At 47.4% G+C, this 24,859-nt stretch carries 18 protein-coding genes; 7 read left to right on the forward strand and 11 right to left on the reverse strand.

Translation table 11 applies throughout. The annotated features are described in order from the left end of the window. Positions 1–142 precede the first annotated feature (142 nt). Positions 143–676, forward strand: a complete 534-nt coding sequence (locus KE626_RS25470; RefSeq protein WP_211975841.1) for a hypothetical protein — start codon at positions 143–145, stop codon at positions 674–676. A 42-nt stretch (positions 677–718) separates the two neighbouring features. Here the strand turns inward: KE626_RS25470 and KE626_RS25475 are convergent, their stop codons facing one another. After that, positions 719–2,116, reverse strand: a complete 1,398-nt coding sequence (locus KE626_RS25475) for an endo-alpha-N-acetylgalactosaminidase family protein (RefSeq protein ID WP_211975842.1) — start codon at positions 2,114–2,116, stop codon at positions 719–721. Between the two features lie 479 nt (positions 2,117–2,595). On the opposite strand from KE626_RS25475, the gene KE626_RS25480 reads away from it, so the two are divergent. The 3 genes from KE626_RS25480 to KE626_RS25490 all read left to right on the forward strand — a co-directional run bounded on the left by KE626_RS25480 (position 2,596) and on the right by KE626_RS25490 (position 5,690). After that, entirely contained in the window at positions 2,596–3,939 is a 1,344-nt protein-coding gene (locus KE626_RS25480) for a hypothetical protein (RefSeq protein ID WP_211975843.1), read from the forward strand. A 157-nt stretch (positions 3,940–4,096) separates the two neighbouring features. After that, on the forward strand, positions 4,097–4,468 hold the full coding sequence (locus tag KE626_RS25485; RefSeq protein WP_211975844.1) for a hypothetical protein: 372 nt from the start codon (positions 4,097–4,099) through the stop codon (positions 4,466–4,468). 82 nt (positions 4,469–4,550) lie between these two features. After that, on the forward strand, positions 4,551–5,690 hold the full coding sequence (locus tag KE626_RS25490; RefSeq protein WP_211975845.1) for a DUF4934 domain-containing protein: 1,140 nt from the start codon (positions 4,551–4,553) through the stop codon (positions 5,688–5,690). Positions 5,691–5,755: 65 nt separating this feature from the next. Here the strand turns inward: KE626_RS25490 and KE626_RS25495 are convergent, their stop codons facing one another. The 9 genes from KE626_RS25495 to KE626_RS25535 form a co-directional block, all read right to left on the reverse strand. After that, positions 5,756–8,056, reverse strand: a complete 2,301-nt coding sequence (locus KE626_RS25495) for an aminotransferase class III-fold pyridoxal phosphate-dependent enzyme (RefSeq protein WP_211975846.1) — start codon at positions 8,054–8,056, stop codon at positions 5,756–5,758. An 11-nt stretch (positions 8,057–8,067) separates the two neighbouring features. Further along, positions 8,068–9,957 (reverse strand): MGH1-like glycoside hydrolase domain-containing protein, encoded by a 1,890-nt coding sequence (locus tag KE626_RS25500; protein WP_211975847.1) that lies wholly within the window; start codon positions 9,955–9,957, stop codon positions 8,068–8,070. A 1-nt stretch (position 9,958) separates the two neighbouring features. Then, entirely contained in the window at positions 9,959–13,051 is a 3,093-nt protein-coding gene (locus KE626_RS25505) for a glycoside hydrolase family 2 TIM barrel-domain containing protein (protein WP_211975848.1), read from the reverse strand. Between the two features lie 8 nt (positions 13,052–13,059). Next, on the reverse strand, positions 13,060–14,589 hold the full coding sequence (locus KE626_RS25510) for a RagB/SusD family nutrient uptake outer membrane protein (RefSeq protein WP_211975849.1): 1,530 nt from the start codon (positions 14,587–14,589) through the stop codon (positions 13,060–13,062). A gap of 17 nt (positions 14,590–14,606) precedes the next feature. Continuing rightward, positions 14,607–18,002, reverse strand: a complete 3,396-nt coding sequence (locus KE626_RS25515) for a SusC/RagA family TonB-linked outer membrane protein (RefSeq protein ID WP_211975850.1) — start codon at positions 18,000–18,002, stop codon at positions 14,607–14,609. Positions 18,003–18,053: 51 nt separating this feature from the next. Then, entirely contained in the window at positions 18,054–19,043 is a 990-nt protein-coding gene (locus KE626_RS25520) for a FecR family protein (protein WP_211975851.1), read from the reverse strand. Positions 19,044–19,103: 60 nt separating this feature from the next. Beyond that, positions 19,104–19,745, reverse strand: a complete 642-nt coding sequence (locus KE626_RS25525) for an RNA polymerase sigma factor (protein ID WP_211975852.1) — start codon at positions 19,743–19,745, stop codon at positions 19,104–19,106. Between the two features lie 145 nt (positions 19,746–19,890). After that, on the reverse strand, positions 19,891–20,421 hold the full coding sequence (locus tag KE626_RS25530; RefSeq protein WP_211975853.1) for a hypothetical protein: 531 nt from the start codon (positions 20,419–20,421) through the stop codon (positions 19,891–19,893). A gap of 42 nt (positions 20,422–20,463) precedes the next feature. Beyond that, a complete protein-coding gene (locus KE626_RS25535) occupies positions 20,464–21,426 on the reverse strand; it encodes a DUF5996 family protein (protein ID WP_211975854.1) in 963 nt (320 codons plus the stop codon). A gap of 221 nt (positions 21,427–21,647) precedes the next feature. Between KE626_RS25535 and KE626_RS25540 the strand changes: the two genes are divergently transcribed. Further along, entirely contained in the window at positions 21,648–23,297 is a 1,650-nt protein-coding gene (locus tag KE626_RS25540) for an acyl-CoA dehydrogenase family protein (RefSeq protein WP_211975855.1), read from the forward strand. A 28-nt stretch (positions 23,298–23,325) separates the two neighbouring features. Here KE626_RS25540 and KE626_RS25545 read toward each other — a convergent pair whose 3' ends face one another. Beyond that, positions 23,326–24,036: a Crp/Fnr family transcriptional regulator gene (locus tag KE626_RS25545; RefSeq protein ID WP_211975856.1), complete on the reverse strand. Its 711-nt coding sequence runs from the start codon at positions 24,034–24,036 to the stop codon at positions 23,326–23,328. A gap of 95 nt (positions 24,037–24,131) precedes the next feature. Between KE626_RS25545 and KE626_RS25550 the strand changes: the two genes are divergently transcribed. Together KE626_RS25550 and KE626_RS25555 are read left to right on the forward strand one after the other, a co-directional pair. Next, complete coding sequence (locus KE626_RS25550; RefSeq protein WP_211975857.1) at positions 24,132–24,548, forward strand: biotin/lipoyl attachment domain-containing protein; 417 nt, start codon at positions 24,132–24,134, stop codon at positions 24,546–24,548. Positions 24,549–24,587: 39 nt separating this feature from the next. Continuing rightward, positions 24,588–24,857, forward strand: coding sequence for a hypothetical protein (locus KE626_RS25555; protein ID WP_211975858.1), 270 nt, complete (start codon positions 24,588–24,590; stop codon positions 24,855–24,857). Positions 24,858–24,859 lie beyond the last annotated feature (2 nt).

Below are 24,859 nucleotides of genomic sequence, written 5' to 3' on the forward strand. Positions count from 1 at the left end.
CTTGTTACTACGTGCTGACATCTTTTATATAAGTTACTAAGCTACAATCAGTTAACAAATCGCTTAATTTACGTATAAAATAGATAAATTAGCAACCGAAGCCCAACGATCACAAAAAACACAACACAAATTCCTGTATCTGATGAAATGGTTATTTCTGGCTGTAGTTACCGTATTATTCAGCATCACTGCTTTTCATGCCCGGGCGCAACAATGGCCCGACTTCCCCGATGACAGCCAGCTAAAAGCGAAAGAAGATTATGCCAAATACGAATCGCTGGTGAAAGACGTGGCCGACTGGCTGGAAGAAACAGACCTTGACAAACAACCGGAACTCCGGCAGGAGATCAATGTATTTATTTTGAGGTGGCTAACGGGCTCGCCTAACGTTACCGTTGTAGTATCTCCGGCATTTGCTGAACTGGTAGAAAAGAATCCGAAACTGATTGCTGTATATATGGCCAGGTATGCCAGTTATTGTATTACCAATAATACTTATAAAGATCCGGTACCGCCTACCAAAGCAGCTTTGTTGTCAATAGTCAAAGTATGCGGGAAAGGGATAGAAATCACGAAAACCAAGGCAATTAAAAAACTTCTCACTGCTGTAGACGAGAACAAACTTGATGAATATATTAAGAAATATATGATCGTGGCGCAAATGATCCGAGGATAGAGAAAGCGCCACGTCATGCCAACAATGCATTGTGATTTTTAACTACTTTCCTGGCCGTATGCAAACCGGAACACCTGCCTTCAGCGGCAATTTAAGTTGACCTGCACTAATTGTAATATCATTCTGTTTTGCCAAACCTGCCTTCGATATAGCAAAAACAGCTGCCTTCCCGGCTATCGCCCATGTTTTCGGCAGCCTATATGAAATGGTGGTATCTTTAGTACTAAAAGCTACCAGGCTATTATTACCGGTCCATCGTGCAGGGAAGCAGAGCGTACTGCCAATCCTTAACTGACGGTCATTTTCAAGTACTGTACTATCACGGAGAGATACCTTCACTCCTCCTGAAAAATAGGCGGTTCTATCATTTCCTTCTCCTTCCACTCTTAGCCTGTTCAATCTGTTCAGATAATAGTATTGAGGAAAATTCAGGAAGAAGTTATTTATAAAAACAGCTTCCCACTTTTCTTCAAGCACTTTACTCCATGCACCCGGAAAGGAAGTTTCACCATAGGTACTGGTTCCAAACAAGAACTGAAGTCCGAAATCGCTGCTGCGTATATCCGGGTTCATATGTGTGCCTGTAAGCACGCTGGCAGGAACATCCAGGTAGTCTTTCTGCGTACGAAAATTAAAATGGTAGCAATAAGGCACGATGCCGGTCAGATAATCCAATACGATCTCATTGGTGGGGTCGATTCCCTGTTGAAGCCAATAGCGGCCAATCTTCTTTTGATATTCTCTTTCTGTTTCTTCGGATTCTTTGTGCCCCTTACTCTCCCTTACATACCATGCATCTAAATGGATCGTCCCCGCCTCTCTCAACCAGGGTAGTAATTTCAGCAATTGGTTTACTCTTTTTTGTGCAAATCCTTTTTCCCACTCATTGCGGTAGTTTACCTGGTAGGCATTTCTTCCATTGTAATTCCCTATCACCTTCAGGCTTCCATCTTCATTTTTCGAGATCAGGTCATTTTCTACATACTCCTTCCATAAAGGGCTGTTATCGTAGGCGTCTGTCATGTTAATATGCAGACTGATAGTCGTGTGGTACTTCTTTGCTTCCTTCACCAACCAGTTAAGGCTCTGCAGACCATCCTTATCCCGGGGGCGTTTCAGTGCATTATTCACCTCAAAAAACGCCGGGTATCTGTCGTCATGACCGTTGTATTGCCAGCCAACCAGGTACAGTATTTTGGGGACTCCGAGCGTCATATTATCCATGTCCCTGATCAGTGACAAGGTCTTCTCGAAATTGCAAATCACAACCGGTCCACCATCTTTATCAACAACGCTGTTCATAATTTTCATCACCAATGCCTGGTGATATTCGTGGTGTTTTGATAATGTTTTTTCTCTTTTTTTGAAGTCGCGGTTAATGTCCTGCGCGAAAGCGGTTTGAATCCCGGTCAAAATAAATAAGTAAAATACAACTCTCATATTTCGTATTTAACGCGTTGTTATTAAGTGCTCATTGCTCTACCCTAAAGGGTGCTGGTTGTTCGTCCTTTGGTGCGGTGATATAAGGACAGCGACAAATATATAGTTTTGTTTTGTTTGTTTTTTGGCGAGGTGGGGTGAATTTCGTCTCAGATTATAGAAAGAAAAGCCTTACGCAATAGCACTTTCAAACAGCCCATACCATATATTTATATTAGTCTTACACTAATTTACCCCCCATCATCCGCCATTCCTCAATAAATATTGCAATACGGAATAAATTATAGTATATTTAATTCAAATCCTGTTTTTATAATCTTTTGAGTAGATAGAAAGCGTTGGCGTATATGCTATAGATATGCTTATCATTGATTCCACGACCCACTGTCATCGTAGCTGAACCCGAACCCGGAATAACATATCATAATAATTAGCCCGCTTGTTTTCCATTATTTTTTTCATCGTCTACCCTGTTTAAAATGAATCACAACGTTAGCGCCGTTTCCGCCCAGCGTAAATCCCTGAAGCTAAAAGGATTTACCACTATTGATGACGTAACAGCATCTGTTATCACATTGGTGTCGTTAACGCTGCTGGTTTACTTCCCGGTACTCTCCCATCAATTTCAAACCCATTGGGACGACCAATGGGTAGTGATTAATCCATATACCGAAAATGGATTGAACGCACAAAACCTTTGGGCTATCCTGACCGAATTTTACAAAGGGCAATACGCTCCTCTTAACCAGCTGTCGTATACGCTACTGTATTCCGCATTTGGCTACAATCCATTCTGGTTTCATTTGACGGGTGTGATGCTGCATCTGTGTAATGTGCTGCTGGTTTATTTTTTTATCCGGAAGATATTAATTCAATCGGAGAATTTTAAACCTGTTTCCATCACCAGGATTTCGTTTTTCACAGCTACCGTCATGGCCGTTCATCCGCTGCTGGTAGAGTCTGTAGCCTGGATATCGGCGTCTAAAATTCTTGTTTATAGTTGCTGGTACCTGGTGGGGCTTCATTGTTACCTGAAGTATTTATCTACCTCAAAAATAAAATACTACCTGTTTAGCATATTTTTTTTCATCCTCTCTTTTGGAGGAAAAGAACAGGCGGTAACATTCCCGGTATGCCTGCTGCTGGTGGATTACGCAGTAAACAGGCATTTGAAAAACAAGCGGGTATGGCTCGAAAAGGCGCCAATGTTTGTGCTCGCATTCGGGATGGGCTATATCACCCTGCTTTCGCAAAGTGCGGATAAGGTGGGTTTACTTTCCAATACACGTCATTATCCCTTTTACCAGAACATCATATTTGCCAGCTATTCCACTACAGAATACCTGGTAAAATGCCTGATCCCGGTTAAATTAAGTTACCTGTATGTTTTCCCTAATGCTATCGGGGAAGAAGTCCCGATAAGGTTTTGGATGTATCCTTTGCTGCTGCTGATCATACTGTTTTCATTCCGGGATTTCTGGCAGAAGCGATGGGTGTTTTTTGGCATAGCATTTTTTCTCATTCACATTGGCATGGTGCTCCATATCATTCCCATGTCCAGGTTTGCTATTGTGGCCGACAGGTACGCTTATATCGCCTCCATCGGCATATTTTTCCTGGTGGCGTTTTTTGTTGACAAGGCGCTTGAAAACACGAAGTATAGAACGCTGACCGTAACACTGGCTTTTGTTTACACACTCGCCATCGGCGTTTACGCGCATCAGCACAGTAAAGTATGGCGCAACAGCGATACGTTAAAGCAGGAATTAAAGGACCAGCTGGAGAAAAGAAATGACCTCCAGGCAAACAATCCATCAAAATGATACAACCCATAGATAAGGTGATGATGCAGGTATCCGATCTCTGTGGCATCACCGTTGACCTGTTTTTATTGCAGCATTGGTGACCCCAACGGGGTCTATTTATTACATCAAGCAGCTATGATTAACCAACAAAATATTTCAACTTAAAATTATAACCATGAAAAAAATACTTAAAATCGCTGGTGGTATTGCCGTAGTTATAACATTAGTTTGCAACCTGCAATATGCACTCATGAGCTTTGACATTACAAATTCCTCCAACAAAGCATCTGCTGCCTGGGTGGATACAAATGGCAGTGGTAACAGGTATTGCGGCGTTACCGGCGACAAAACCTTCAGAACCGGCAGCTGGGTTTGGGTAAACGACGATTACTATCATGTAGTGGAGCATTGGATTGGTTATGATACCGGCTATTATGTATTTTATCCTAACAACTCAGGAAATCAATGTGGCGCAGAGTACAATGCTTTTACTCCGCACAATAATTACCATGATGTAACTAACATTCCACCTACGCAGGTACCTTGATTATTTTCACCCAAAGAGGCTGCATCAAATTTTGACACAGCCTCTTTACCCATATTCCTCAGCTGACTCAATCACATATTTAATGAAGCAACATCTACTGATCTTTTTGATACTGCTATTGGCTTCGTGCGCGCAAAAACGGGGAAGTGCCGGATTCGATGCACCGGCTATCAAAATCAGCATAAACCCACTGGATAGTCAAACTGTTTTTATAGAAGATATCGCCGACAGTGTTTACGCTGTTTCTTTGAAAACGACGAAAGATTTTTTCGTTACGCATGTTACCAATTTCTTTGCAACCGACAGCCTGATCATTATTGCGGATCGTTCTCAAAGTGCAGTATTAATATTTGATCAACAGGGTATTCCCAAAACAAGCATTCATCAGCAGGGCAATCAGCCAGGACAATACGCCAGCATGACGGACGTTATTTACGATGAACAGTTGCACCAGGTGGAAATATTAGACCTCAGTCAAAATAAAATTTTCAGGTATGATATCAGTGGCAAACTGATCGATGTGCTTGAAATCATTGGTTCCAGGTACTTTGGGTTAACATTTGCAAAAAGCAAAGGAATGTATGTAAGCGAGATTGTGAATAATAATAAAGAGATGACCAGGCTCAGGGTTTATAAAGAAAAGGAGACAATGGTTACCTATCATTCCCAGCAACTCTCTTTTTTCCCGCTCATCCGGGAACTGGATGTGGCTTACCCGCATCAATTTGACAACTACAGGGATTCCGTTTTTTATTTCCCGCTGCTGGACGATAAAATTTACAGCATAACGCTGAATGCAGCCGTACCGGTATACCAGGTAGAAGCCCCAAAAGAAAACCTGATAACAGACGACATCAAAGCCATTACCACTATCAGGGATCATTTTGCCTATTGGAAGAAAATGGAAGCGGCCAATATCATCTACGATAATAATTCGTTGTTTATTACCGACCGATGGGTTTCTTTCAGGTATGATTTTCAATCGAGGATCAGTCCCCGGAATGTATTCTTCTCCAAAAAAACGGGCAAGGTGCTTCAGCTAACAGAATACAACAGCAGGAAGGATACCAGCTTCCGCTCACGAAACAGGATATTGGGGAAAGCGGGTGACTACTTTGTAATGAAGGTGCCTTCACCGGCTCCGCCTAAACCAGGCCAGGAGAAAAATTCTGCACCACAGGAGCCCATTCATCTTATGTTTTTCAGGTTAAAAGAATTCTGAATACCGCCGGATACAATAGTGCTGACCCTCCGGCACGGTGAGGTGCAAAAGGGTCAGTCTTTCTATTATGCTATTACTTCTTCCAACACCTGGTCCAGGTGCCACAAAAAGGCATCCGCATTTTCTTTGTTAAATACTAATGGTGGCTTTATTTTCAGTACATTATGCAGTGGCCCGTCTGTGCTGATCAGGAATCCGCGGTCCTTCATCTTCTCCACTACCACATCTATTTCCGGTACGGCGGGTTCAAGTGTAACCCTGTTCCGCACCAGTTCGGCGCCGATAAACAGTCCGTGTCCGCGTACATCACCGATGATGGCGTGTTTGTTCATCAGTACCCGGAGGCCCTGTAAAAAGTGTTCACCGGTTTGCAGTGCATGCTGCTGCATTTCCTCTTCCTGTATTACCTGTAATACGGCTTTGCCGCATGCCATGGACACCGGGTTACCACCGAAGGTGTTAAAGTATTCCATGCCGTTATTAAAGGCATCAGCGATGGCTTGCGTAGTAACAACGGCAGCCAGCGGATGACCGTTACCAATTGGTTTGCCCAGCACCACCATGTCCGGTACTACCTGCTGTAGTTCAAAGCCCCAGAACCGATCGCCTACACGGCCAAATCCTACCTGTACTTCATCGGCAATACAAACGCCGCCTGCTGTGCGTACGTATTGATATACCTTTTCCAGGTAGCCGGGGGGTAATGGAATTTGTCCGCCAACGCCCAACAGTGTTTCGCAAATGAATGCCGCGATGCCTTTTCCTTCTCCCGATATTTTTTTTATAATCTCCTCAATATCCTGTGCATAGACCGCGCCCGCTTGGGGATTATCGTACCGGTGTGGGCCCCGGTACAGGTCCGGGTTTACAGCTTTATGCGTATGCGCCGGTTTCCCTGCCCCACCCTTTCCGTCGAATTTATAGGGACTTAGTTCCATCGCTACCGTGGAGGTACCGTGGTAGGCGTGATCCAGCACTATCACTTCTTTTTGCTGTGTGAAGTGGCGGCTCATACGGATCGCGAGGTCGTTGGCCTCGCTGCCCGAGTTGGTGAAATAGCATACCTGCAGCGGCTCCGGCAAAGTAGCCGTGAGCGCCCGTGCATAGCTGATCAGTTCATCGTGGAGGTAGCGGGTGTTGGTATTGAGTGTTGCCGCCTGTTGTTGTATAGCTTTCACCACCGTAGGATGACAGTGCCCAACATGGCTTACGTTGTTGACGCAATCGATATAGGTGCCGCCTTTATCATCGTAGAGATACTGCAAAGCGCCTCTTATAATTTTGAGAGGCTGCCGGTAGCTGATGCTGAGATTACGGCCGATGCGTTGTTTTCTTTCTGTGAGCAATGGTGTATAACGATCATCCCGGTTAATTTTGGACGCCATGCCGGCAGCAACCCGGAAAGCATCTTCGGCCGCCACTGGGTTTATTTTGATAAGCTGATAGAGTAATTTCCAGGCAGGTTTCTCCGTGATAAAGTGGAACTGATTATCGCTGCCCGCTACCGCCTGTGTGGCGGAGTTAATAACGCTCACGCATAAACGCGCAGCAACCAGGTAGTATAAACAAGCAATTTCCTGTTCTGTTAAAGGCATGGCTTCATGATATCCTTTCACCACGGCAGCTGCGGCTGCCAGCGGATCTTCCCGGTGCAACATGGCGTAGGTGCAGGTGATGGCCAGGTTGTTTACCAGTTGGGTGTATACCATGTCGCCAAAATCAATAAGACCGGCAACAGCATCATTTTTCACGAGCAGGTTATAGTCGTTGGCGTCGTTGTGGATCACTGCCATGCGCAGACCTGGCAGCTGCGGTGCAATTTCCGTTTCAAACTGCAGCAGAAAATAGGCCACCATGCGCCGGCGTTCGTGATCCTTAATGGCGTTGATATTTTCCCGGGCAGCCAGGGTATTGCGCAGATCCCAGCTGCAGACCCTATAGGCGGCGGGATGAAAAAAGCCCTGTAATGCCTGGTCCATTTCTCCCATAAACTGCCCCAGGTGGTGCAGCAATGCAGGAGTAGGCTGACCTGCATCGGCCCATACTTTTCCATCCAGGTAGCTGAGGATACGCAGGTATTGTATTGTTCCTCCCTCGCCGATGGTGGTCACCGGGTTGTTGTGCCGGTTTAGCAACACCCGCTGGAACCCTTTGGCCACGGTGGTATCCGCCAGGTGTTGCAATATTTTCACCTGTGCATCCAGCAGGTGAGGATTGTTTTCCGCACCCGCTATCTTACCGATGTACTTTTGTCCCCCGGCATCTTCCAGGAGGTAATTACTTTCTTCATAGCCATCGAGGGAAGTCACCTTCACCTCCAGCCCATAGTGCTGCTGCACCAGCGTTTTCATTTCCTGTATATCCATAATGTGCTTATTTACTCACGCAATAACAATAACGTATGTGCTGCCGACCAGCTGAAATTTGGTGCGTTCAATCCTTTTCCGGTAAGCGGGTGATAGTTTTCATACAGCGGCAGCTGGTCATGCATACCGGTGCCGTGGTGCAGGAGCTTTGTTGTAAACTCCTGCGCCAAACTATCAAAACCATATGCCTTAAGTCCTTTCACCGCAAAATAGAACTGGTCCAGCCATACCGGGCCGCGCCAGTATCCTTTCAGCGGATCAAATTTCGGATGATCGGCGGCCAGCACCGGCAAAGGCAGATAGGTGTTAAATTTTTCCGGTTGCCGGAGCAAAGCTGCTACCGCTGCGGCCTGTGACGGGCTGGCTATTCCCGCCCACAACGGCAGCCAGCCTTCTGCTCCCTGCACATCCGACAGTATGGCGCCACGATCGTAGTAAAAGCCGGTCGCAGTATCATAATATTGCTGGTTGATTTTTTCCCTTAATGCAGTCGCTCCCGCTGTCCAGGTATCCTGTAAATGCAGCAGGGCTGCCATTTTAGCGAGATATAATTTCTCCGCATAGAGATAAGCGTTCAGGTCTACCGACGATTGATCAAGGGACCAGGCGCCGGCATTATTCTTCTGCATACGGGCATGATCAAAACGCACGGCATTGTCCATACCACTTTCCCAGGCAGCTGCGATGCGGGTGCCATCGGTGGAGCCATATTCGCAGAGGCTATCGCCATCATGATCCCTGTTAGCGTACCACCATTCATGGTAACGGGCTAACGGGGTATACATTTCCTTTACAAAAGCAGTATCCTTTGTTTGCCGGAATACTTCCCACACCGCCCAGGCGGCCAGCGGCGGCTTGGTATCCCTGCGGTTGTTTTCTTTGCTATCGGTATAGATACAGTCGATGATCATACCATCTGCCAGCTGATAGTCAAACATGGCACGTATATTATCCTTTGCGAGTGCAGGATGAAACATACTTACCGCCGCTGCCTGTTTCCAGCTGTCCCATGCCCAGAAGCCATAGAATCCCTGGTAACTGGCGGAGGGAAAAATACCATCGTGCCTCAGACCTTTAGCGGCACTGCGCCAGTTGGTGATGAGGGTCATGATGCATTTTGTCATCAGCCGGTGCTGGGCTGTATCCTTTCCGAAACCTGCCGACAGGTAGCCATTCCACCGCTGCCGGTTTTGCTCCAGCACCGTATTAAATGATTCGTTTTTCGCTGCCCGCTGATTATAGGATTGCAACTGCGTTTCTTCCCAACGGCCATTTGCGGGTATACGGATATTCTTTGCAGCAGTATATCCCGCACCGGTTTGTTGAATTGACCAGTTATCGGGTGAGGCATAGTCGATATAAAACGTATGCCCGTTACCGTTAAGCTCCAAATGATTGCCGGCCCGTTGCCATTGCTGCCCGTGCAGGACGGTCCTTCCGCCCCATTGCAGCAACAGTTTCCGCGGCTTTATGCCGGGATTAATAATAGCTGCGTGGATCATGGCAGTATGCTTGCTGCTAAAAAGCAATTGCAGGTGTACCTTCATGCCATCCAACTCATAACGTTGTTCCAGCAGCCCCGGGTAATAATGTTGGGTGGCATTTGCGGGCAACAGTTCTTTCCCGTTTTCGAACACCTGCAATTTTGCGATAGCGTTACTCAGCCAACGACCATCCATATCCATGAGCAGCGGGCCTATAAATGCGCCCTGATCTGCTGTTTGGCCAGGCAGGGCATACGCATGCCATGCGCCGAGATCTGAGAAAAAACTAACGCCTACCTGCGCAGTGTCTGTTACCACATGCCTGATGTCCAGTACGTCTGCAAATTGTTGCCTGTCTGCCTGCTGCGCTTTTACACCCAGTGCGCTGCAGCATAATAACCACCACCATTTCCGCATATCATTCAAATCTTTGTTTGCCGCTTTGTACCGGGTTTGTTCCGGGCGACAGGTATCTTAAAGTAAAATTGTATTGGTAAGTACGACAGGGCAAGAGGTATTCCGGATGCGCTTTTGCGCCCCAGCTGTTGTCGCCGCCCACCCCCTGCTGGCCGTAATCTATATTCCACCAGAGGAGATCTTCATTTTGCATGGAACCGCCATGTTTATTTTGTTTACGGTCAAAGTCCAGCCGCTGCATATCAAAATGTAATACGCCTGCGCTGAGTAAGCTATCGGATAAAAACATCCAGCCGCTTTTATTTTTATCCTGCAATGCCATCCAGCTCACATCGGTGCGGTAGCCGCTTTCCTGTGCGCGTGGGTAAGGATGGAACAGGGAATCTGCCGGCATGGTATATACATCCACGTCTGCCGCGTATTTCCGGTCTGTATAGTTATCGAAGGGACCACGGCCGAGCCATGACACCTGGTCATATTCCGGTTTCACCAGCATGCGCATACCCATGCGTGGTATTTCGGGCAACGTGGTGTCTGCCGGCGTAAATTGTGCAGCTACTGTGATATCGCCGTTTACGGCAATGCTATAGGTGGTGGTATAGGTTACTTTAACTTTCGGGAGATAGTGTACTGTTTTTACCATCGTACGCACAGCTCCCGGCGCCGTTATCTCAAACTGCTTCAGCTGTGCATCTTCAAGGGCATGCTGCCATATGCCGCATCGAACCTGCAAACTATTTCCGATATCATTATCTGTTACCGCGCGCCAGAAGGAAGGCTGCAATGGTCCCTGCATCAGCTGCCTGTTACCTGCTGTAAAGCTTTCCAGCCAACCGGTGATTTTATTAAACCCGGCGCTGAACAGGCGATTGCCAATCTTTCCTTCAGGCGTTACCGTTAGTGGATCACCGTTCATCTTTTCTTTCACTGCGGGTAAATATCCGGCCAAACGGAACTGTTCCGTCGCTACTACGTTGCCGTGCGGATCTGCTGTTTCAAAATGAATATAGTAACTGGCGCCCGGCAATGGTACTATAGGAGGTAATGCCATGCTGACCAGGGAATCCTTCCCGGGAGATAACCACAGCGGCGGGCACTCTCCTGTTGCGATAGTGGCGCCATCGCCTTTTACCGTCCATCTGATCGTGTATTCGTTCAGGTTAGTAAAATCAAAGCGGTTGAATATACGCCATTTTTCACCGGCGGGTTGTATGCCAACGTTCTGGTATACTTTCCGTACTTCAAAAGCCTGCGGATGCGGGGTGCGGTCTGCCGCCAGCATACCATCGGCACAAAAACTGGTATCGCTGGTAGCGCCCACGGTGCCCATATCACCGCCATATGCCCATATCTGCCGGCCGTTAGCATCGGTTTTAAAAAATGTCTGGTCGGCAAAGTCCCATATAAACCCTCCCTGTAAGCGGGGATGCTGATAGATCAGGTCCCAGTCGTCTTTCAGGTTACCGCCGCTATTACCCATCATATGTGCATATTCGCACTGGATGATCGGCCGGCTGTCGGGCGTTTGCAGATACTTTTTCAGCGCATTCACGGATTTGTACATCGGGCAGATAATATCCGTCCATTTGTTGGTACCAGCACCTTCATACTGTACGGGGCGGGTATTATCCCTTGCTTTGATGTATTGATAAGTGGCGATAAAGTTATCGCCAAAGCCGCTTTCATTGCCGAGCGACCAGGTAATGATGCTGCAATGATTTTTATCGCGCTCCACCATCCGTTTGGTGCGGTTCAGGTAGGCCTGTTTCCATTCCGGCTTATCTGACAATGTTTTCAGCGGATGAAACGACATACCATCGCATTCTATATTGGCTTCGTCGATGATATAGATACCCAGTTCATCGCAGAGTTTGTACCACTCCTCCGCATCAGGATAGTGGCTGTTACGCACCGCGTTGATGTTGTACTGTTTCATCACTTCAATGTCGCGGCGCATGTTTTCAACAGATACTACCCTCGCACGATACATATCGTGTTCATGCCTGTTTACGCCTTTTAGCCGGATGGGGACGCCGTTAACCAGCAGCAGTCCGCCCTTGATTTCAACACTGCGGAAACCGATACGTTGGGTGGTACTTTCGAGCACGGCGCCTTTGCGATCGAGGTGGTTGATCACCAGTGTATACAATGCGGGGTGTTCTGCGTTCCAGGACTTTACATCCGGCAGCAACGTTTTCATGTGAACGGTGCTGTCTTTCCCGATCGTCCATGTTTGCTGCCATACTGTGTTATCCTTCTCCCATAGCTGTACTTCTATACGCTGACCTGCTTCTGCGGCCAAAGGCTTTCTGTTCAGCGTCAGCGACAGGCCCAGCTGACCATCTTTATACTGGTTGACCAGCAACGGCTTCGCAAAAAAATCGTATAGACATAACCGTGGCCTGGCTACCAGGTACACGCTGCGTTCAATACCGCTTAGCTTCCACATGTCCTGTCCTTCGAGGTAAGAGCCGTCGCTAAAGCGGAATACCTGTATAGACACATTGTTCAGTCCTTCTTTGAGGAAAGGGCTGATATCAAATTCGGAGGGTGTTTTGCTATCTTTGCTAAGGCCCACATAATGCCCGTTCACCCAGATATAAAAAAATGAGTTGACGGCGCCAAGGTGTATCCATACCTGTTTATCCTTCCAGTTAGCCGGTATGGTAAAATCCCTGCGGTAAGATCCAACCGGGTTAAAATCTGCCGGTACTTTTGGCGGGTTGGGTGTAAAAGGATACTCTACATCGGTAAAAATGTAGGTATCTACTCCGGCTGTTTGCCAGTTGGCGGGTACATGGATCTGTTTCCACCGGCTTACATCAAAGTTATTCTTATAAAATTCTCCGGGGCGGCCGGCGGGGTTGCGTGCCATATGGAACTGCCATATTCCGTCGAGCGACAATACAGCTGCACGCGCGGAGTCCCCGCGTACAGCTGCTGTTGTGTTGAGATAGGGTATGAAATGGGCATGTGGCGGCAATACATACTCTGCTACTTTCTGCGGATTTTCCCAATCGTTGGCTTGTGCACGGGCCGGGGTGATATCCCACAGCAGTGCCAATGCCAACGCCGATAATAATTTATAGTACATCCTCCTGATTATTGCGCCATTGGATTATTCACTGTTTCTTTCAGCGGAAGCGGATAGAAAGCTTTGTCGGCGCTGAATGAGCGGCCGGCTTCTTTCATTTTGGTTTCCAGCAGGCCCCATCTGCGCAGGTCATAGAAGCGGCTGCCTTCCAGCGTGAATTCCATTACCCTTTCGTGCATGATCTGGTTAAAGATGGTTGTTTTACCGGTGAGGCTCAATGCGGGCATCCCGGCCCGGTTACGCACGTCGTTGATGAGGTCCATGGCTTCACCAGGTTTGTTCTGCTCATTCAGTACCTCTGCCTGCATGAGCATCACGTCTGCCAGTCTTATGAGCGGCACGTTGATGGCATTTTCATTTCCGAGACGGTCCAGGGAGGCAGGCACCCATTTTCTGAAAGCAATGACATTGGTGCCCGCTTCAAAGATGTCGTTATACGTATAGCCGTATGCTTTAGGATCAGCGGCATCATTAAAATAAGGATCGTTGAATACTATGCTGGCGTATACGCGGTGATCGTATAAGTGATCACCGGCTGTTCTGCCTTCCTTCAGCAATTCCGTCAGCAGGCGCTGTGTGCCATATATTTCGCCATAACCACCCATCTGCGAGGCAGCTACCCAGTCGCCCAGGTAAGAGCTGTAGGCTGCGCCATTATTTACATCTGAGGATTGCTGCAATTCAAAAACAGATTCTTGCGTATTCTTGGCGGCGCCATTGAACATGCTCATAAAGTTGCTTTCCAGGTGATACTGGTTAGAGCTGATCACCTTGCCCAGCCATGTTCCGGCTTCGGTCATCAAAGTGGCGGCAGCGGCTTTATCTTCCCCTGCGCGATACAGGTAAATCTTGCCGAGGTAGGCCTGGGCGGAGCCTTTGGTTGCACGTCCCAGTTCGGATGCAGGGCGTTCGCTGCGCAGCGGCAACGCTTTTTCCGCTTCTTTCAGTTCGTTGCAGATAAAGTCCCATGTTTCTTTGCGGGGAGATAACCCTTTTGGCAGATCGCCTTCTTTCAACGGCAGTTTATCCCTGATAATGATCTGCTGAAAATCCATGAGGAGCTTGTAGTGATAGTAAGCACGCAGGAAGTGTGCTTCGCCGATGATCTGGTTACGGGAGGCATCATCTATCATGTCGGGCTTCATGGCTGCTACATTCTCCAGCACCTGGTTGGTATAGTAAATACCGCGGTAATTTTCCCGCCATAAAAGATCGATGGCATAATTACCGGAGGTAAAATTGAAATTATAATGTTCTATCCACCAGGAGTAATTATAGGCATCGTCACCGGCTTCTACATAGTCTTCCCGGTAGAAGTCCCTCACAGAGCGGGCTTCCACATAGTTATCCCAGTACACGAAACCTTCCACCTGTGAGTAGGCGGCGGCGAGTCCGGCGAGCGCCCTTTCTTTGGAGGTCCAGAAATGTTCGGTGTCCAGTTTATCGGGCGACCGTTGTTCCAGCAAGTCTTTACTACAACCTGATGCGGTGACCAGTAATATAAAAACAACAGGAATGTATAAACGTAATTTTTTCATCTTGAATGATTTTATACTTAGAAAGACAATTGCATACCGAACATTACCTTTTTATTCTGCGGGTACTGCATGCGGTCGGTGCCTGTATTCAATGCGTTTACCCTGCCTACTTCAGGATCGAGGCCGCTGTATTTGGTAATGGTCAGCAGGTTCTGGCCGCTGGCATAAAATCTTATGCGTTGAATTTTATAGCGGCTCAACAGGCTTTCCGGCAGCGTATATCCCAGCTGGATTGTTTTCATGCGCAGGTAGTTACCACTTTCCAGGAAGCGGGTAGATTCGCGCGCATTCCTGTTGGGATCGCCCAGTACGGCACGTGGCATATCGGTATGCGTATTTTGTGGTGTCCAGGCGTTCAGCGTGGTAGAGAGGAAGTTACGGCCAGCATCCATTCCTTCGAGTTCGAAGCGATTACCATTGTAGATCTTATTACCGCTTACGCCCTGCAGGAACAGGTTGAGGTCAAAATTTTTATAGTTCAGGGTGATATTAAATCCATATTCAAATTTAGGGAAGCCTGATCCCTGGTAGGTTTTATCGTTTTCGTTGATAACTCCGTCGCCGTTGGTATCTTTAAAGCGAACGTCACCGGCTTTGGCAGCGGGTTGCAGGCGATCGCCCGTTTTGCTTTTGTAGTTGGCGGCTTCATCGTCTGACTGGAAGATGCCATCGGCCTCATACAGGTAGAAGGCACCCATTTCACGGCCTACGCGGGTTTGGTTGGCGATATGATCGGCGCCAAATTTAAGACCGGTACCGTAGAGTGTTTGTCCTTCGTTGGCCAATGTAACCACTTCGTTTTTAACGGTGCTGAAACTACCGGTAAGGCTATATTGAAAATCTTTCTTACGGCCGCTATAGGTAAGTTCCAGTTCCCAGCCACTGTTCCTGATCCTACCCACATTCAGGGTAGGATCTGTTACCCCTGCAGACGGAGGCACTTCTTTGGTGATCAGCAGTCCTTTGGTTTGATTACTAAAATAGTTAAATGAACCACTGAGGCTGTTGCGGAGGATACTGAAATCCACTCCCGCATTAGAAGACGCAATAGACTCCCAGTGTTGCTCACGGCCTAACAGGTCGTTGGCGATAATACCCGTCCATGGCGTGCTACCGCTTCCCTGTACATAACCGCCTGCCCAGGTATTATCTACATACATCAGGTTCTGGCGGCCATAGGGAGTAAGTGCGGATTCGTTACCCAATTCACCGTAACTGGCACGCAGTTTCAGCATATCCAGCCAGGAAGCGCTACTCATGAAACTTTCCTTCTGTATATTCCATCCCAGGGCTACAGACGGGTATACGCCATAGCGCCTGGAGGGATCAAATTTGGAGGAACCATCTCTGCGAACAGAGAGCTGGATCATGTAACGGTTATCGTATGCGTAGTTGATACGACCGAGCGTAGATAAGCGGACATATTTGGTACTGCTGCCGCCTGCGCCAAAAGTGCCGCCCAGTGCGCCATCAATGGTGGTAAAGGACGGATCCAGGAAACCGCCTGGTACTGTTTTCTCTACTATTTGCCCATCCTGTATGGTGCGTACGATGGTTTTACCATCGGCCGTAACATTGAGCCATTCCCTTGTTTGTTCCTGTGCGGTATACCCTGCCAGCAGGTTCAGTGTATGTTTTCCCCTGGAGAGATCATAGTACAGGAGATTTTCCATCAGGCGTTCCCGGTAGTTGGAGCGTTCGTTGAACAGGTAAGCATACGGTACTGCACCGTCGTTGGCATTAATGCGTACGGCTGGTCTGAAGGAGTAGTTAAAGTCGTTGGAATTAACAAGGTTTAAGTTGGTGACTACTTTCAGTCCTTTCCACAGCGCGAGGCTGAGGCGTGTATTGACATTGAAATACTGTGTGCTGAGGGAGTTCTGGAAATAATGATCGGCGCCGGCGGGGTTCTGGTATTTGGGCAAGCCATCCACCTGTAAGCCATAACCATACTTTTCCTTGCTATCCAGTACAGGTAACAGCGGCGACTGGAAATAGGCTTCCCGTACAGCGAATTTTGGCACAGAAGATTTAGTCTGTGAATAGATCAGGTTTGCTTCTACCGTTAACCTGCCTTTCTTATATTCATTACGGGAGCGGATGGTTTTCTTTTTAAAATCAGATCCGATATAGGTTCCCTTCTCGTTGGTAATATCACCACTGATGGCATAGGTAATATAGTCGCCGCCACCGCGCAGGTTCAGGTTATAATTTTCAGCGTTGCCGGGGCGGAGAATTTCATCCTGCCAGTTGGTGTTTACACCGGTGTTTTTAGTGACGAAGGCAGGCAGGTTGCGGCCTGCGTTTTCGTACATCATTTTGTGGACTTTCTTATAACCTTCAGCATCCAGCATATCATATTTGCTGGTTGGATTTACAACGCCATAGTAAGCGTTAAAGTCAATTACCGGGGCGCCTTTCTTCCCTTTCTTTGTAGTGACGAGGATAACACCGTTGGAGCTGGCAGAACCATAGATAGAGGCAGCGGCGCCATCTTTCAGTACTTCTATGGATGCAATATCATTATTGTTCAGGTAGTAGGGATTACCGGGTGTTCCGTCAATTATATAGAGGGGATTATGATCGCCAAAGGTACTGATACCACGGATGCGCACATCCGCAGCAGCGCCGGGCTGACCGCCGGTGTTGGTCACCGTTAAACCAGCCACCCTGCCCTGCAGGGCGTCAATGGGATTGTTGGTGGACATGTTCTGTATAGCGTCTCCTTTAACAGAAAAGATGGCGCTGGTTACATTGCCTTTTTTCTGTGTGCCGTAACCCACCACCACTACTTGTTCCAGCACCTTTACCGATGCATCGAGGGTGATGCTGACAGAAGTGCGGCCGGCAACTTTTATTTCCATTGTTTCGTAGCCGATGTAGGATACTTCCAGTACCGCATCGTCAGCGATACCGGCCAGCGTAAACTTTCCTTCCACATTGGTAAGGGTACCTTTGTTACCACCTTTCACCTTTACGCTTACACCGGGGATGGTTTCGCCGCCGTTGGTTTTCACCGTACCCTCCAGGTCTATTTCCTTTTGCTGATCGGCCTTTGACGCGGTGGGTGCAGCAGCTGGTTTTACCAGGATCATGTCCTGCGCTACTTTATATTCAAGACCGGTGAGCGTACATATCTCTTTTAATAATGCCTCAACAGTACGTACTTTTTTATCGATGGTGAATTTACCGGTACGTTCCAGGTCGTCGCGGTTGTACGAGAATTTCAGCGTCGTATTTTTTTCCAGGTAGCGCAATGCACTGATAACAGTGGATTGGGAAAATCCTATTTCCAGTTTTGTTTTAAGTCCTTCGGTGATCTGCGTCCATGACAGCAAACACACTGCCACGGCTATACAGAGCACGCGCCGGGCTATACTCCTGTAATAACAGGAGATACGTTTCTTACTCATAACGTTCGATAATTTATTGGTTATAATGCTATAGCAGTATGGCTGCTATGATCAATGGTTGATATATAGTTCTCCTTTGCTGACAGCAATTTTAAGATTTGTGATATAAGAAATAGAAGCCAGTACCGCTGGCAGCGGTTTGTTCACGAACTCGCCATTAAAATGTATTGGTTGATAATTGCCTGGTGTAATATGTACTTTAATGCCGTACCAGAATTCCAGCAGCTTTGCCAGTTCTTCCAGGGAAGCATCTTTGAAATAAAGTTTGCCATTGCGCCAGTCCTGTTCCCGGGCAGCATCAAAGATGCCGGACAGCAGTTGTCCGTTTACAGCTTTTACATACTGATCAGGCGATAATTCTTTTGTCTCTTTAGCCGCCTGCACCCTTACCTTTCCTGAGATCAGCGATACCATTACGCTGCTGTCGAACCCGTAGGCCCTTACTTTGAAAACGGTACCCAATGCCTGTACGGTAGTTTTTCCGGCGGTTACAGTAAAGGGACAGTTTTCTTTTTTGGCTACTTCGTACCAGGCCTCCCCTTCCAGGATGAGGTGACGTTCCTCTTGATTATAATTATCCGGTACCCGCAATACGCTGTTCCTGTTGAGGATCACCGTGCTGCCGTCTGCCAGGAGTACCTGTTTTCTGACACTGTCAGCCTTCCAGGTGGTATACGTCATGGCGGAGGTGGCAACGGTATTATGGGCGGGTGTTTTCCATATCCAGGTAACTGCAACGCAAGTCAGTAAAACCGCGGCGGCTACATAAGGCAGGTATTTACTAAAGCGATGCCGGCGGCTGTCGCCTGTTTCTATCAGGGCTCTCAGCTTTCGGAATTCTTCCTGCTTCTCGTCGGGGGTAAGCCCCATACCCAGTCGCAATACCCATTCTTTTGCCTGGTCTGTTTCCGCTTTCTTATGCGGATTCCGGGCAATCCAGTCATTCCAGAAGGCTACATCCTCGTCATTACTTTGCAGACAGTAACGCACAAATGAGTCGTTGAGCATAAAGTCTTCCGCCGTAAATAATTGTAGATTCATGTACTGCCTGTTTATTATAAAGAGGACCGGTACTTCTGTTTTTTACCAAAGAAAAACCAGTTATTTTTCGAAATACCACATAAGTGTGAGCAGGAAGAGGGACATTATTTTGCGGAGCTGTACAATGGCGGTATGAAGGGTATTATAAATAGTGCGGATGGAAGCAGAAGTTTTGAGGGATATTTCTTCCATGCTCATATTTTCATAAAAACGAAGACGGATAAACTCCTTCTGGCGGGCAGTCAGTTGCGCCAGCACGTTTTCCATTTTATTACGCAGCTGTATATCTGTTTCCCGGCTGATCAGCACTGTTTCATAGGGCTGCACTTCCAGTTCCTGGAACAGGAGGCTTTCATGCCGGCCTGACTTTTTCTGTCCTTTTCCAAGGAGTTTGCTCAGGCGGCGTTTAAAGCAGATGAAAATATAGTTGGGAATATGATCGGGCATGATGAGCTGTTCCCGTTTCTTCCACAGTTCCACAAATACGTCGTTGATCGCTTCTTTTACCAGCTGGGGATCCTGTACTACAGAGAGGCCGTAGTGATACAGGTTATCGTACAATTGGTGGTAGATCTTGTACAAGCCGTGTTCGTTGTGTTGTTGCAGTTCGCTCCAGAAAACGGCCAAATCCTCTCCTGCAGCCCGTCGGCTGTCACTTTCTGGAAGACAGGAAATGTTTTTATCTGCGGGAGATAGTGCCACTTGCGATTGGTTGATGGGGGCGAATTTATTGTTTTTAGTTGGAGTGAGGTTTGTAAAAATTACCCCGAAGTACACGGATTTTAACCCTGGAAGGATAAATATTGCGTAGATAATGACAGGATCTACGTCATGAATGGATCTATCTTCAGATAGTAAAACCTGTCATAAAGTTTTCTAAAGGCGTGGTGGTAAGACGTTCGTTGGCAAAAAAATGATCGACTGTCCTGCTGGCGGACCAGTCTTTTCTCCTTAGTCTCCATCCAATATGCCCATCGTTAAAGTGCGCCAGCTTCAGATACAGATCACGGGTTGCCAAAGGTATTACTTTATCTGCGGCGAGAAATACTGATAACTCCCGAAGCAGCGCTATGGCATATAGCACTTCTTCCTGCAACAGGTATGCCCTGGAAACGGGGGCATAAATAAACCGGCATGCCAATTTTTTCCTCAGCGTGAATGGCCTTGGAACAGCGCCGGCAGTGGTAACCCGTACAGCAGACTTACCTAATCCATTTAAATAATGAATGACCCTTTCCGGAGCGACCCCACTATTATAAAAGTCTTTTGTTGCCTGTCGCGGCATTTGAGCGCTTCTGTGTACGGATAGTTCCGCCTGGCGCAAATAAGCATGCAAAAAAATTACAAAGTTATAGGTAACGGGGATTCGCTTGCGCATGTGATTCACATCTTTATTGACCTAAAGATATAAAAATCTCTATTATCTATCCTTGTAACATCCATAGCTATTTTCAAAATGGGACAGATCGCATTCCAGGGCTTTCCGGTCCCAGTGGCCGGTATTGGCTGCCGCCTCATAAGTGGTTTGCAGAAAATCCATCAGGGCCTCTTCCGGCTGGGCCGCCAGTTGCACATCGTCGTAGTTTAGCAGGAACTCCCCCATTTCCTGGCTGTAGAAAGCAGCAGAAGGTTGTACCGGTTGGGTAGCAAAACCGGCGGGCGCAGGATAGCAATAGGCATAAAAGCAGGCATGCGGATATTGCTCGCTTCCCGGCCAGAATCCGCAGGAGCTCACTTCTTTGGAATAGGCTTCCTTCATAACTGCAGCGGGCATGTTGGGGGCTTCTCCCTGGTGTTCAGGGGCATCGCGTCCGGAAAAGCGGGTAACGGCGAGGTCGAAGGCTCCCCAGAAAAAATGCACCGGGCTGCATTTCCCTGTGAAACGGGTTCTGAAGCGGGTAAATACCAGGTGGACCTTTATCATCGCCTGCCAGAATGCTTCCATTTGCAGGGCATCATACGACTGATGCACTTCGTCTTTATCGAAAGGAATGGCGTCTGCTATTTCACTGGGCGTAGTGTAAATGCTAACATCTACCTCCATGATGGCCAGTTGGGCGAACAGCTCCCGGTAAAAGTCAGCCACGGAGCGTGGCCGCAGCGACACTGTTTCCTGCTGCCCGTTGCTGGTATTGATGATTAGCTGATGATGCATGAAATCAAATTCGATCTGGAAAATACCATGCTGATAGGGCATGCTGCCGGTGGTTAGTCCGTCGGGGGTTACATACAGTGTAACATGCCAGGAGTGGTTGAGCCAGGGCATTTTCCGCAGGCGGATCTTTCCCACGATCTGCGTCCACAAATGCACTGTTGCCAGCGTATCTTTCCATTCATTAAATGACAGTACCGGCCACGCAGAGGAAATTGCTTTTTGTTGCATTTTACAATATTGAAAGATGAAAATATGGGCATGTCTATCTCTTTCAACAAATAGTGCAAGGTAAAGTTCGGAGGTGATTTATCTATGGGAAGCGTTTTTTTATGCCTTTCGGCTAATGCAGTGTATTACCAATGGGTTCCTGGCTTTTTCAAGCGTATCCTTTTCCGGGATAGCGCCGTTAGAAAAATAGTTTAAATTAGGTGAATCAAAAATCGTTCACTATGTTTCCTCCCGATTTTGATTTCCAGTCCTCCGCAAACCAGGTTCCTGTGTTGGAAAATTACAATTCGTTTACCACCAATCCCCTGCTTCAAAAGGCGCTTATCGCCTATGGCGGTGGTAGTATAAACGAAGCGGCTGCCAGGTTTGGAGCGCTCATGGGTGGTCATGATATGCAGGAAGCCGGTCACCTGGCCAATAAAAATATACCGGTACTGAAAACCCATGACCGGTTTGGCAACCGGCTGGACCTGGTCACTTATCATCCGGCCTATCACCAGATGATGCAGGCGGCTATCCGGGAGGGAGTGCATTCCATTGCCTGGACCTCCGGTGCAGGCGGGGCATACCTCGCACATAGTGCCTTATCATATCTCAAGCAGCAGATCGACGAAGGCAGCAGTTGCCCCCTGACCATGACCTTTGCGGTAATTCCTTCGCTTAAAATAGCGCCTGACATCGCCCGGGAATGGTTGCCCAGGGTACTTTCCAACGAATACGACGAGCGGTTTATTCCCTACTTTCAAAAAAAGGGCGTTACGTTTGGAATGGCCATGACCGAGCCCCAGGGCGGCAGCGATGTGCGTGCCAATATCACATATGCGTTACCGTTAGGAAGCGGCATTTATAAAATCACCGGGCGAAAATGGTTTTGCAGCGCACCTATGAGTGATGCCTTCCTGGTGCTGGCACAGACTGACAAAGGGCTCAGTTGTTTCCTGGTACCACGGTTTACGCCGGAGGGAGACAAAAACAAACTCTATTTTCAACGGCTAAAAGATAAACTGGGTAATAAGTCCAATGCCTCCGGCGAAGTGGAGTTTCACGGGGCATGGGGAAAAATCATCGGGGAACCGGGCCGGGGTATTGCCAACATCATGGAAATGGTGCGTCATACCCGGCTGGACTGCGCCATTGGCTCAGCTGCTACCATGCAGCGTGCCGTTGCAGAAGCGATCCATCATTGCCGGCACAGAAATGCTTTTGGAAAAAAACTGATCGATCAGCCCCTGATGAAAAATGTGCTGGCTGACCTGTCGCTGGAATCATTGGCTGCCACTGCCCTTGCCATGCGCTTAGCCAAAGGTTTTGATGATGGATTAGCAGAAGAAGAAGCCATGCATTTTACCCGGATCGCCACTGCCGCAGGAAAATTCTGGAATACCAAACGGGCAGTGCTGGTGCTGGGCGAAGCGCTGGAATGTATCGGCGGAAATGGATATGTGGAAGAGTCCATCATGCCCCGGCTGTACCGGGATGTGCCCGTAAACGCCATATGGGAAGGCTCCGGTAACATTCAGGCGCTGGATGTGTTACGTGCCATGCATAAAGAACCCCACAGCATCGCCGCATTGATGAACTACTATGAGCAAGCCAAAGGACTCGATGCCAGCCTGGACCTACAGCTGCAACAACTACAGCAACTGTTGACTCATCCGGATGAAAACAAAGCAAGACTGATCACAGAAAAAATGGCCCTCGCTATGCAGGCGATAGAATTGATCCGGATAGCGCCGCCAGCTATTGCCCAGTGCTTCTGCGATTCACGGCTTTCATCAAAAAGGAATTTAACTTTCGGAACCCTGGAAAATGAAAGCGTTCTGACGGAGATCATTGAGGAGGTGCATATTGACACATATATGGAGCCGTGAATATCACGTCTTATTTTAGAAATAAATCTCAACTACCGCAGCCCGACATCTCCACCAGTTGCTTTATGTCTTTAATACAAATCATCCTTTTATGCGAAGTTAAGATACCGCTGCTCTTAAACTCGGTTAAAAACCGTACAATATTTTCATTCCCGGTACCTACCATATTGGCCAGGTCGCTCCGTGAAATATTGATCATAATTTCCTGTCCCGGCGCCGTTTCTGCTTTAAATCGTTCCCGTAAAACAATCAGCGTAATGGCAAGCCGCTCTTTAACAGATCGCTGCGCAAATACAGAAATGCTGTTTGTAAGCACGGCAAATTCATGACTGAGCGCTTTGAGCAACCTGCGGGATAACGTACCGGATCTTTCCAGTGTGAAGATAAAATCTTCCTTAGGGATAAATGCGATCGTGCTTTCTTCCAGGGTGGCGGCGGAATCGGGATAGCGTTCTTCTGCCAGTATAGCATGATATCCGATTAGTTCCCCGGCATTAGCTACATATATGATCTGTTCTTTTCCCTGCTGATCTACCTGGTATTTCTTTATCTTTCCTTTCCTGATAAAGAAAATACCGGATGCTACCGCTCCCTCCCTGAAAACAACCTCACCCTTGCTATAGCGTTGCTCCTGCATATGCGCATAGAGGTGCTCACATTCATCCTGCGGCAGATTATGTAAAATAGACTGTGATTTAAAATTCCATTTATCAATAGGAAACAGACCCGTTAAACTCATAGAAAATAACCTATTGGATAAAAAAGTGATTTTTTGCAGTTTTTTAATTGCAAAGTATCAGTGCTATCAACTGACATCAAAGGTACCTTTGCGATATGAAAATATCAACTATTTCTCGCCCGAGGATTAATTTCACAAACAATCATGAGTGGATCGATTTTAATGGCTCTGTTGGGTTTGTAGGTGTTTCTGCCCATCGACTAAAAGGAATTAAAAATATAGTTAATATCAAATGGAGCAATCAAAAGGGTGTCATAGACCAGGGGACACTTGTTGCAGAGATTCACACCGCTGACCAAATTATCCCTGTACATGCACCTCTAAGCTGCAGATACCTGGGACAAAACCAAAAATTATCCGGGAATCTGAACCTGGTACTGGAAAGCCCGCAAGATAACGGTTGGATATTTTTTGTAGCTCCCCTGAAATTCTACAGTCAAATCCCACTGCTTTCACCGGAAAACTATCAGAAACTGATACGTGCTGAAATTCCAGCGGAGAAAACCCATTGATGCCCCATCTCGCAACAGCAACCACAAACAGCAGAGAACATGACCATAGATGAATATATCGCCAATATTACCAGTCAACTGGGGAGCGTAAAAAGTAACGCGGAAGCAGCGGAAGTTATCCGGGTATCGGTTACGAACATGACCGAGAAGAAGAAAAACAGGTTTATCATACAACGATACCTCCACAAACTGCGGCTCGCAATAGAAAATATTTCTCCGCTTACCTGTAGTAGCGACCAATGGAGCTATTACCGTTTTGCGCTTGTATACATTGGCAATACTGTATCTAAGGAAGCTGCAGCAGAATAAAC

Origin of the sequence: Chitinophaga hostae, from assembly GCF_018224885.1 — a bacterium.
GTDB lineage: Bacteria > Bacteroidota > Bacteroidia > Chitinophagales > Chitinophagaceae > Chitinophaga > Chitinophaga hostae.

What these genes read in the sequence shown, in the direction of transcription:
- KE626_RS25520 (WP_211975851.1), bottom strand. Translation starts at nt 19,043, where the DNA reads ATGAATCTACAATTATTTACGGCGGAAGACTTTATGCTCAACGACTCA.
- KE626_RS25545 (WP_211975856.1), bottom strand. Translation starts at nt 24,036, where the DNA reads ATGAGTTTAACGGGTCTGTTTCCTATTGATAAATGGAATTTTAAATCA.
- KE626_RS25530 (WP_211975853.1), bottom strand. Translation starts at nt 20,421, where the DNA reads ATGCGCAAGCGAATCCCCGTTACCTATAACTTTGTAATTTTTTTGCAT.
- KE626_RS25555 (WP_211975858.1), top strand. Translation starts at nt 24,588, where the DNA reads ATGACCATAGATGAATATATCGCCAATATTACCAGTCAACTGGGGAGC.
- KE626_RS25495 (WP_211975846.1), bottom strand. Translation starts at nt 8,056, where the DNA reads ATGGATATACAGGAAATGAAAACGCTGGTGCAGCAGCACTATGGGCTG.
- KE626_RS25505 (WP_211975848.1), bottom strand. Translation starts at nt 13,051, where the DNA reads ATGTACTATAAATTATTATCGGCGTTGGCATTGGCACTGCTGTGGGAT.
- KE626_RS25485 (WP_211975844.1), top strand. Translation starts at nt 4,097, where the DNA reads ATGAAAAAAATACTTAAAATCGCTGGTGGTATTGCCGTAGTTATAACA.
- KE626_RS25480 (WP_211975843.1), top strand. Translation starts at nt 2,596, where the DNA reads ATGAATCACAACGTTAGCGCCGTTTCCGCCCAGCGTAAATCCCTGAAG.
- KE626_RS25500 (WP_211975847.1), bottom strand. Translation starts at nt 9,957, where the DNA reads ATGCGGAAATGGTGGTGGTTATTATGCTGCAGCGCACTGGGTGTAAAA.
- KE626_RS25515 (WP_211975850.1), bottom strand. Translation starts at nt 18,002, where the DNA reads ATGAGTAAGAAACGTATCTCCTGTTATTACAGGAGTATAGCCCGGCGC.
- KE626_RS25540 (WP_211975855.1), top strand. Translation starts at nt 21,648, where the DNA reads ATGTTTCCTCCCGATTTTGATTTCCAGTCCTCCGCAAACCAGGTTCCT.
- KE626_RS25490 (WP_211975845.1), top strand. Translation starts at nt 4,551, where the DNA reads ATGAAGCAACATCTACTGATCTTTTTGATACTGCTATTGGCTTCGTGC.
- KE626_RS25475 (WP_211975842.1), bottom strand. Translation starts at nt 2,116, where the DNA reads ATGAGAGTTGTATTTTACTTATTTATTTTGACCGGGATTCAAACCGCT.
- KE626_RS25470 (WP_211975841.1), top strand. Translation starts at nt 143, where the DNA reads ATGAAATGGTTATTTCTGGCTGTAGTTACCGTATTATTCAGCATCACT.
- KE626_RS25550 (WP_211975857.1), top strand. Translation starts at nt 24,132, where the DNA reads ATGAAAATATCAACTATTTCTCGCCCGAGGATTAATTTCACAAACAAT.
- KE626_RS25510 (WP_211975849.1), bottom strand. Translation starts at nt 14,589, where the DNA reads ATGAAAAAATTACGTTTATACATTCCTGTTGTTTTTATATTACTGGTC.
- KE626_RS25535 (WP_211975854.1), bottom strand. Translation starts at nt 21,426, where the DNA reads ATGCAACAAAAAGCAATTTCCTCTGCGTGGCCGGTACTGTCATTTAAT.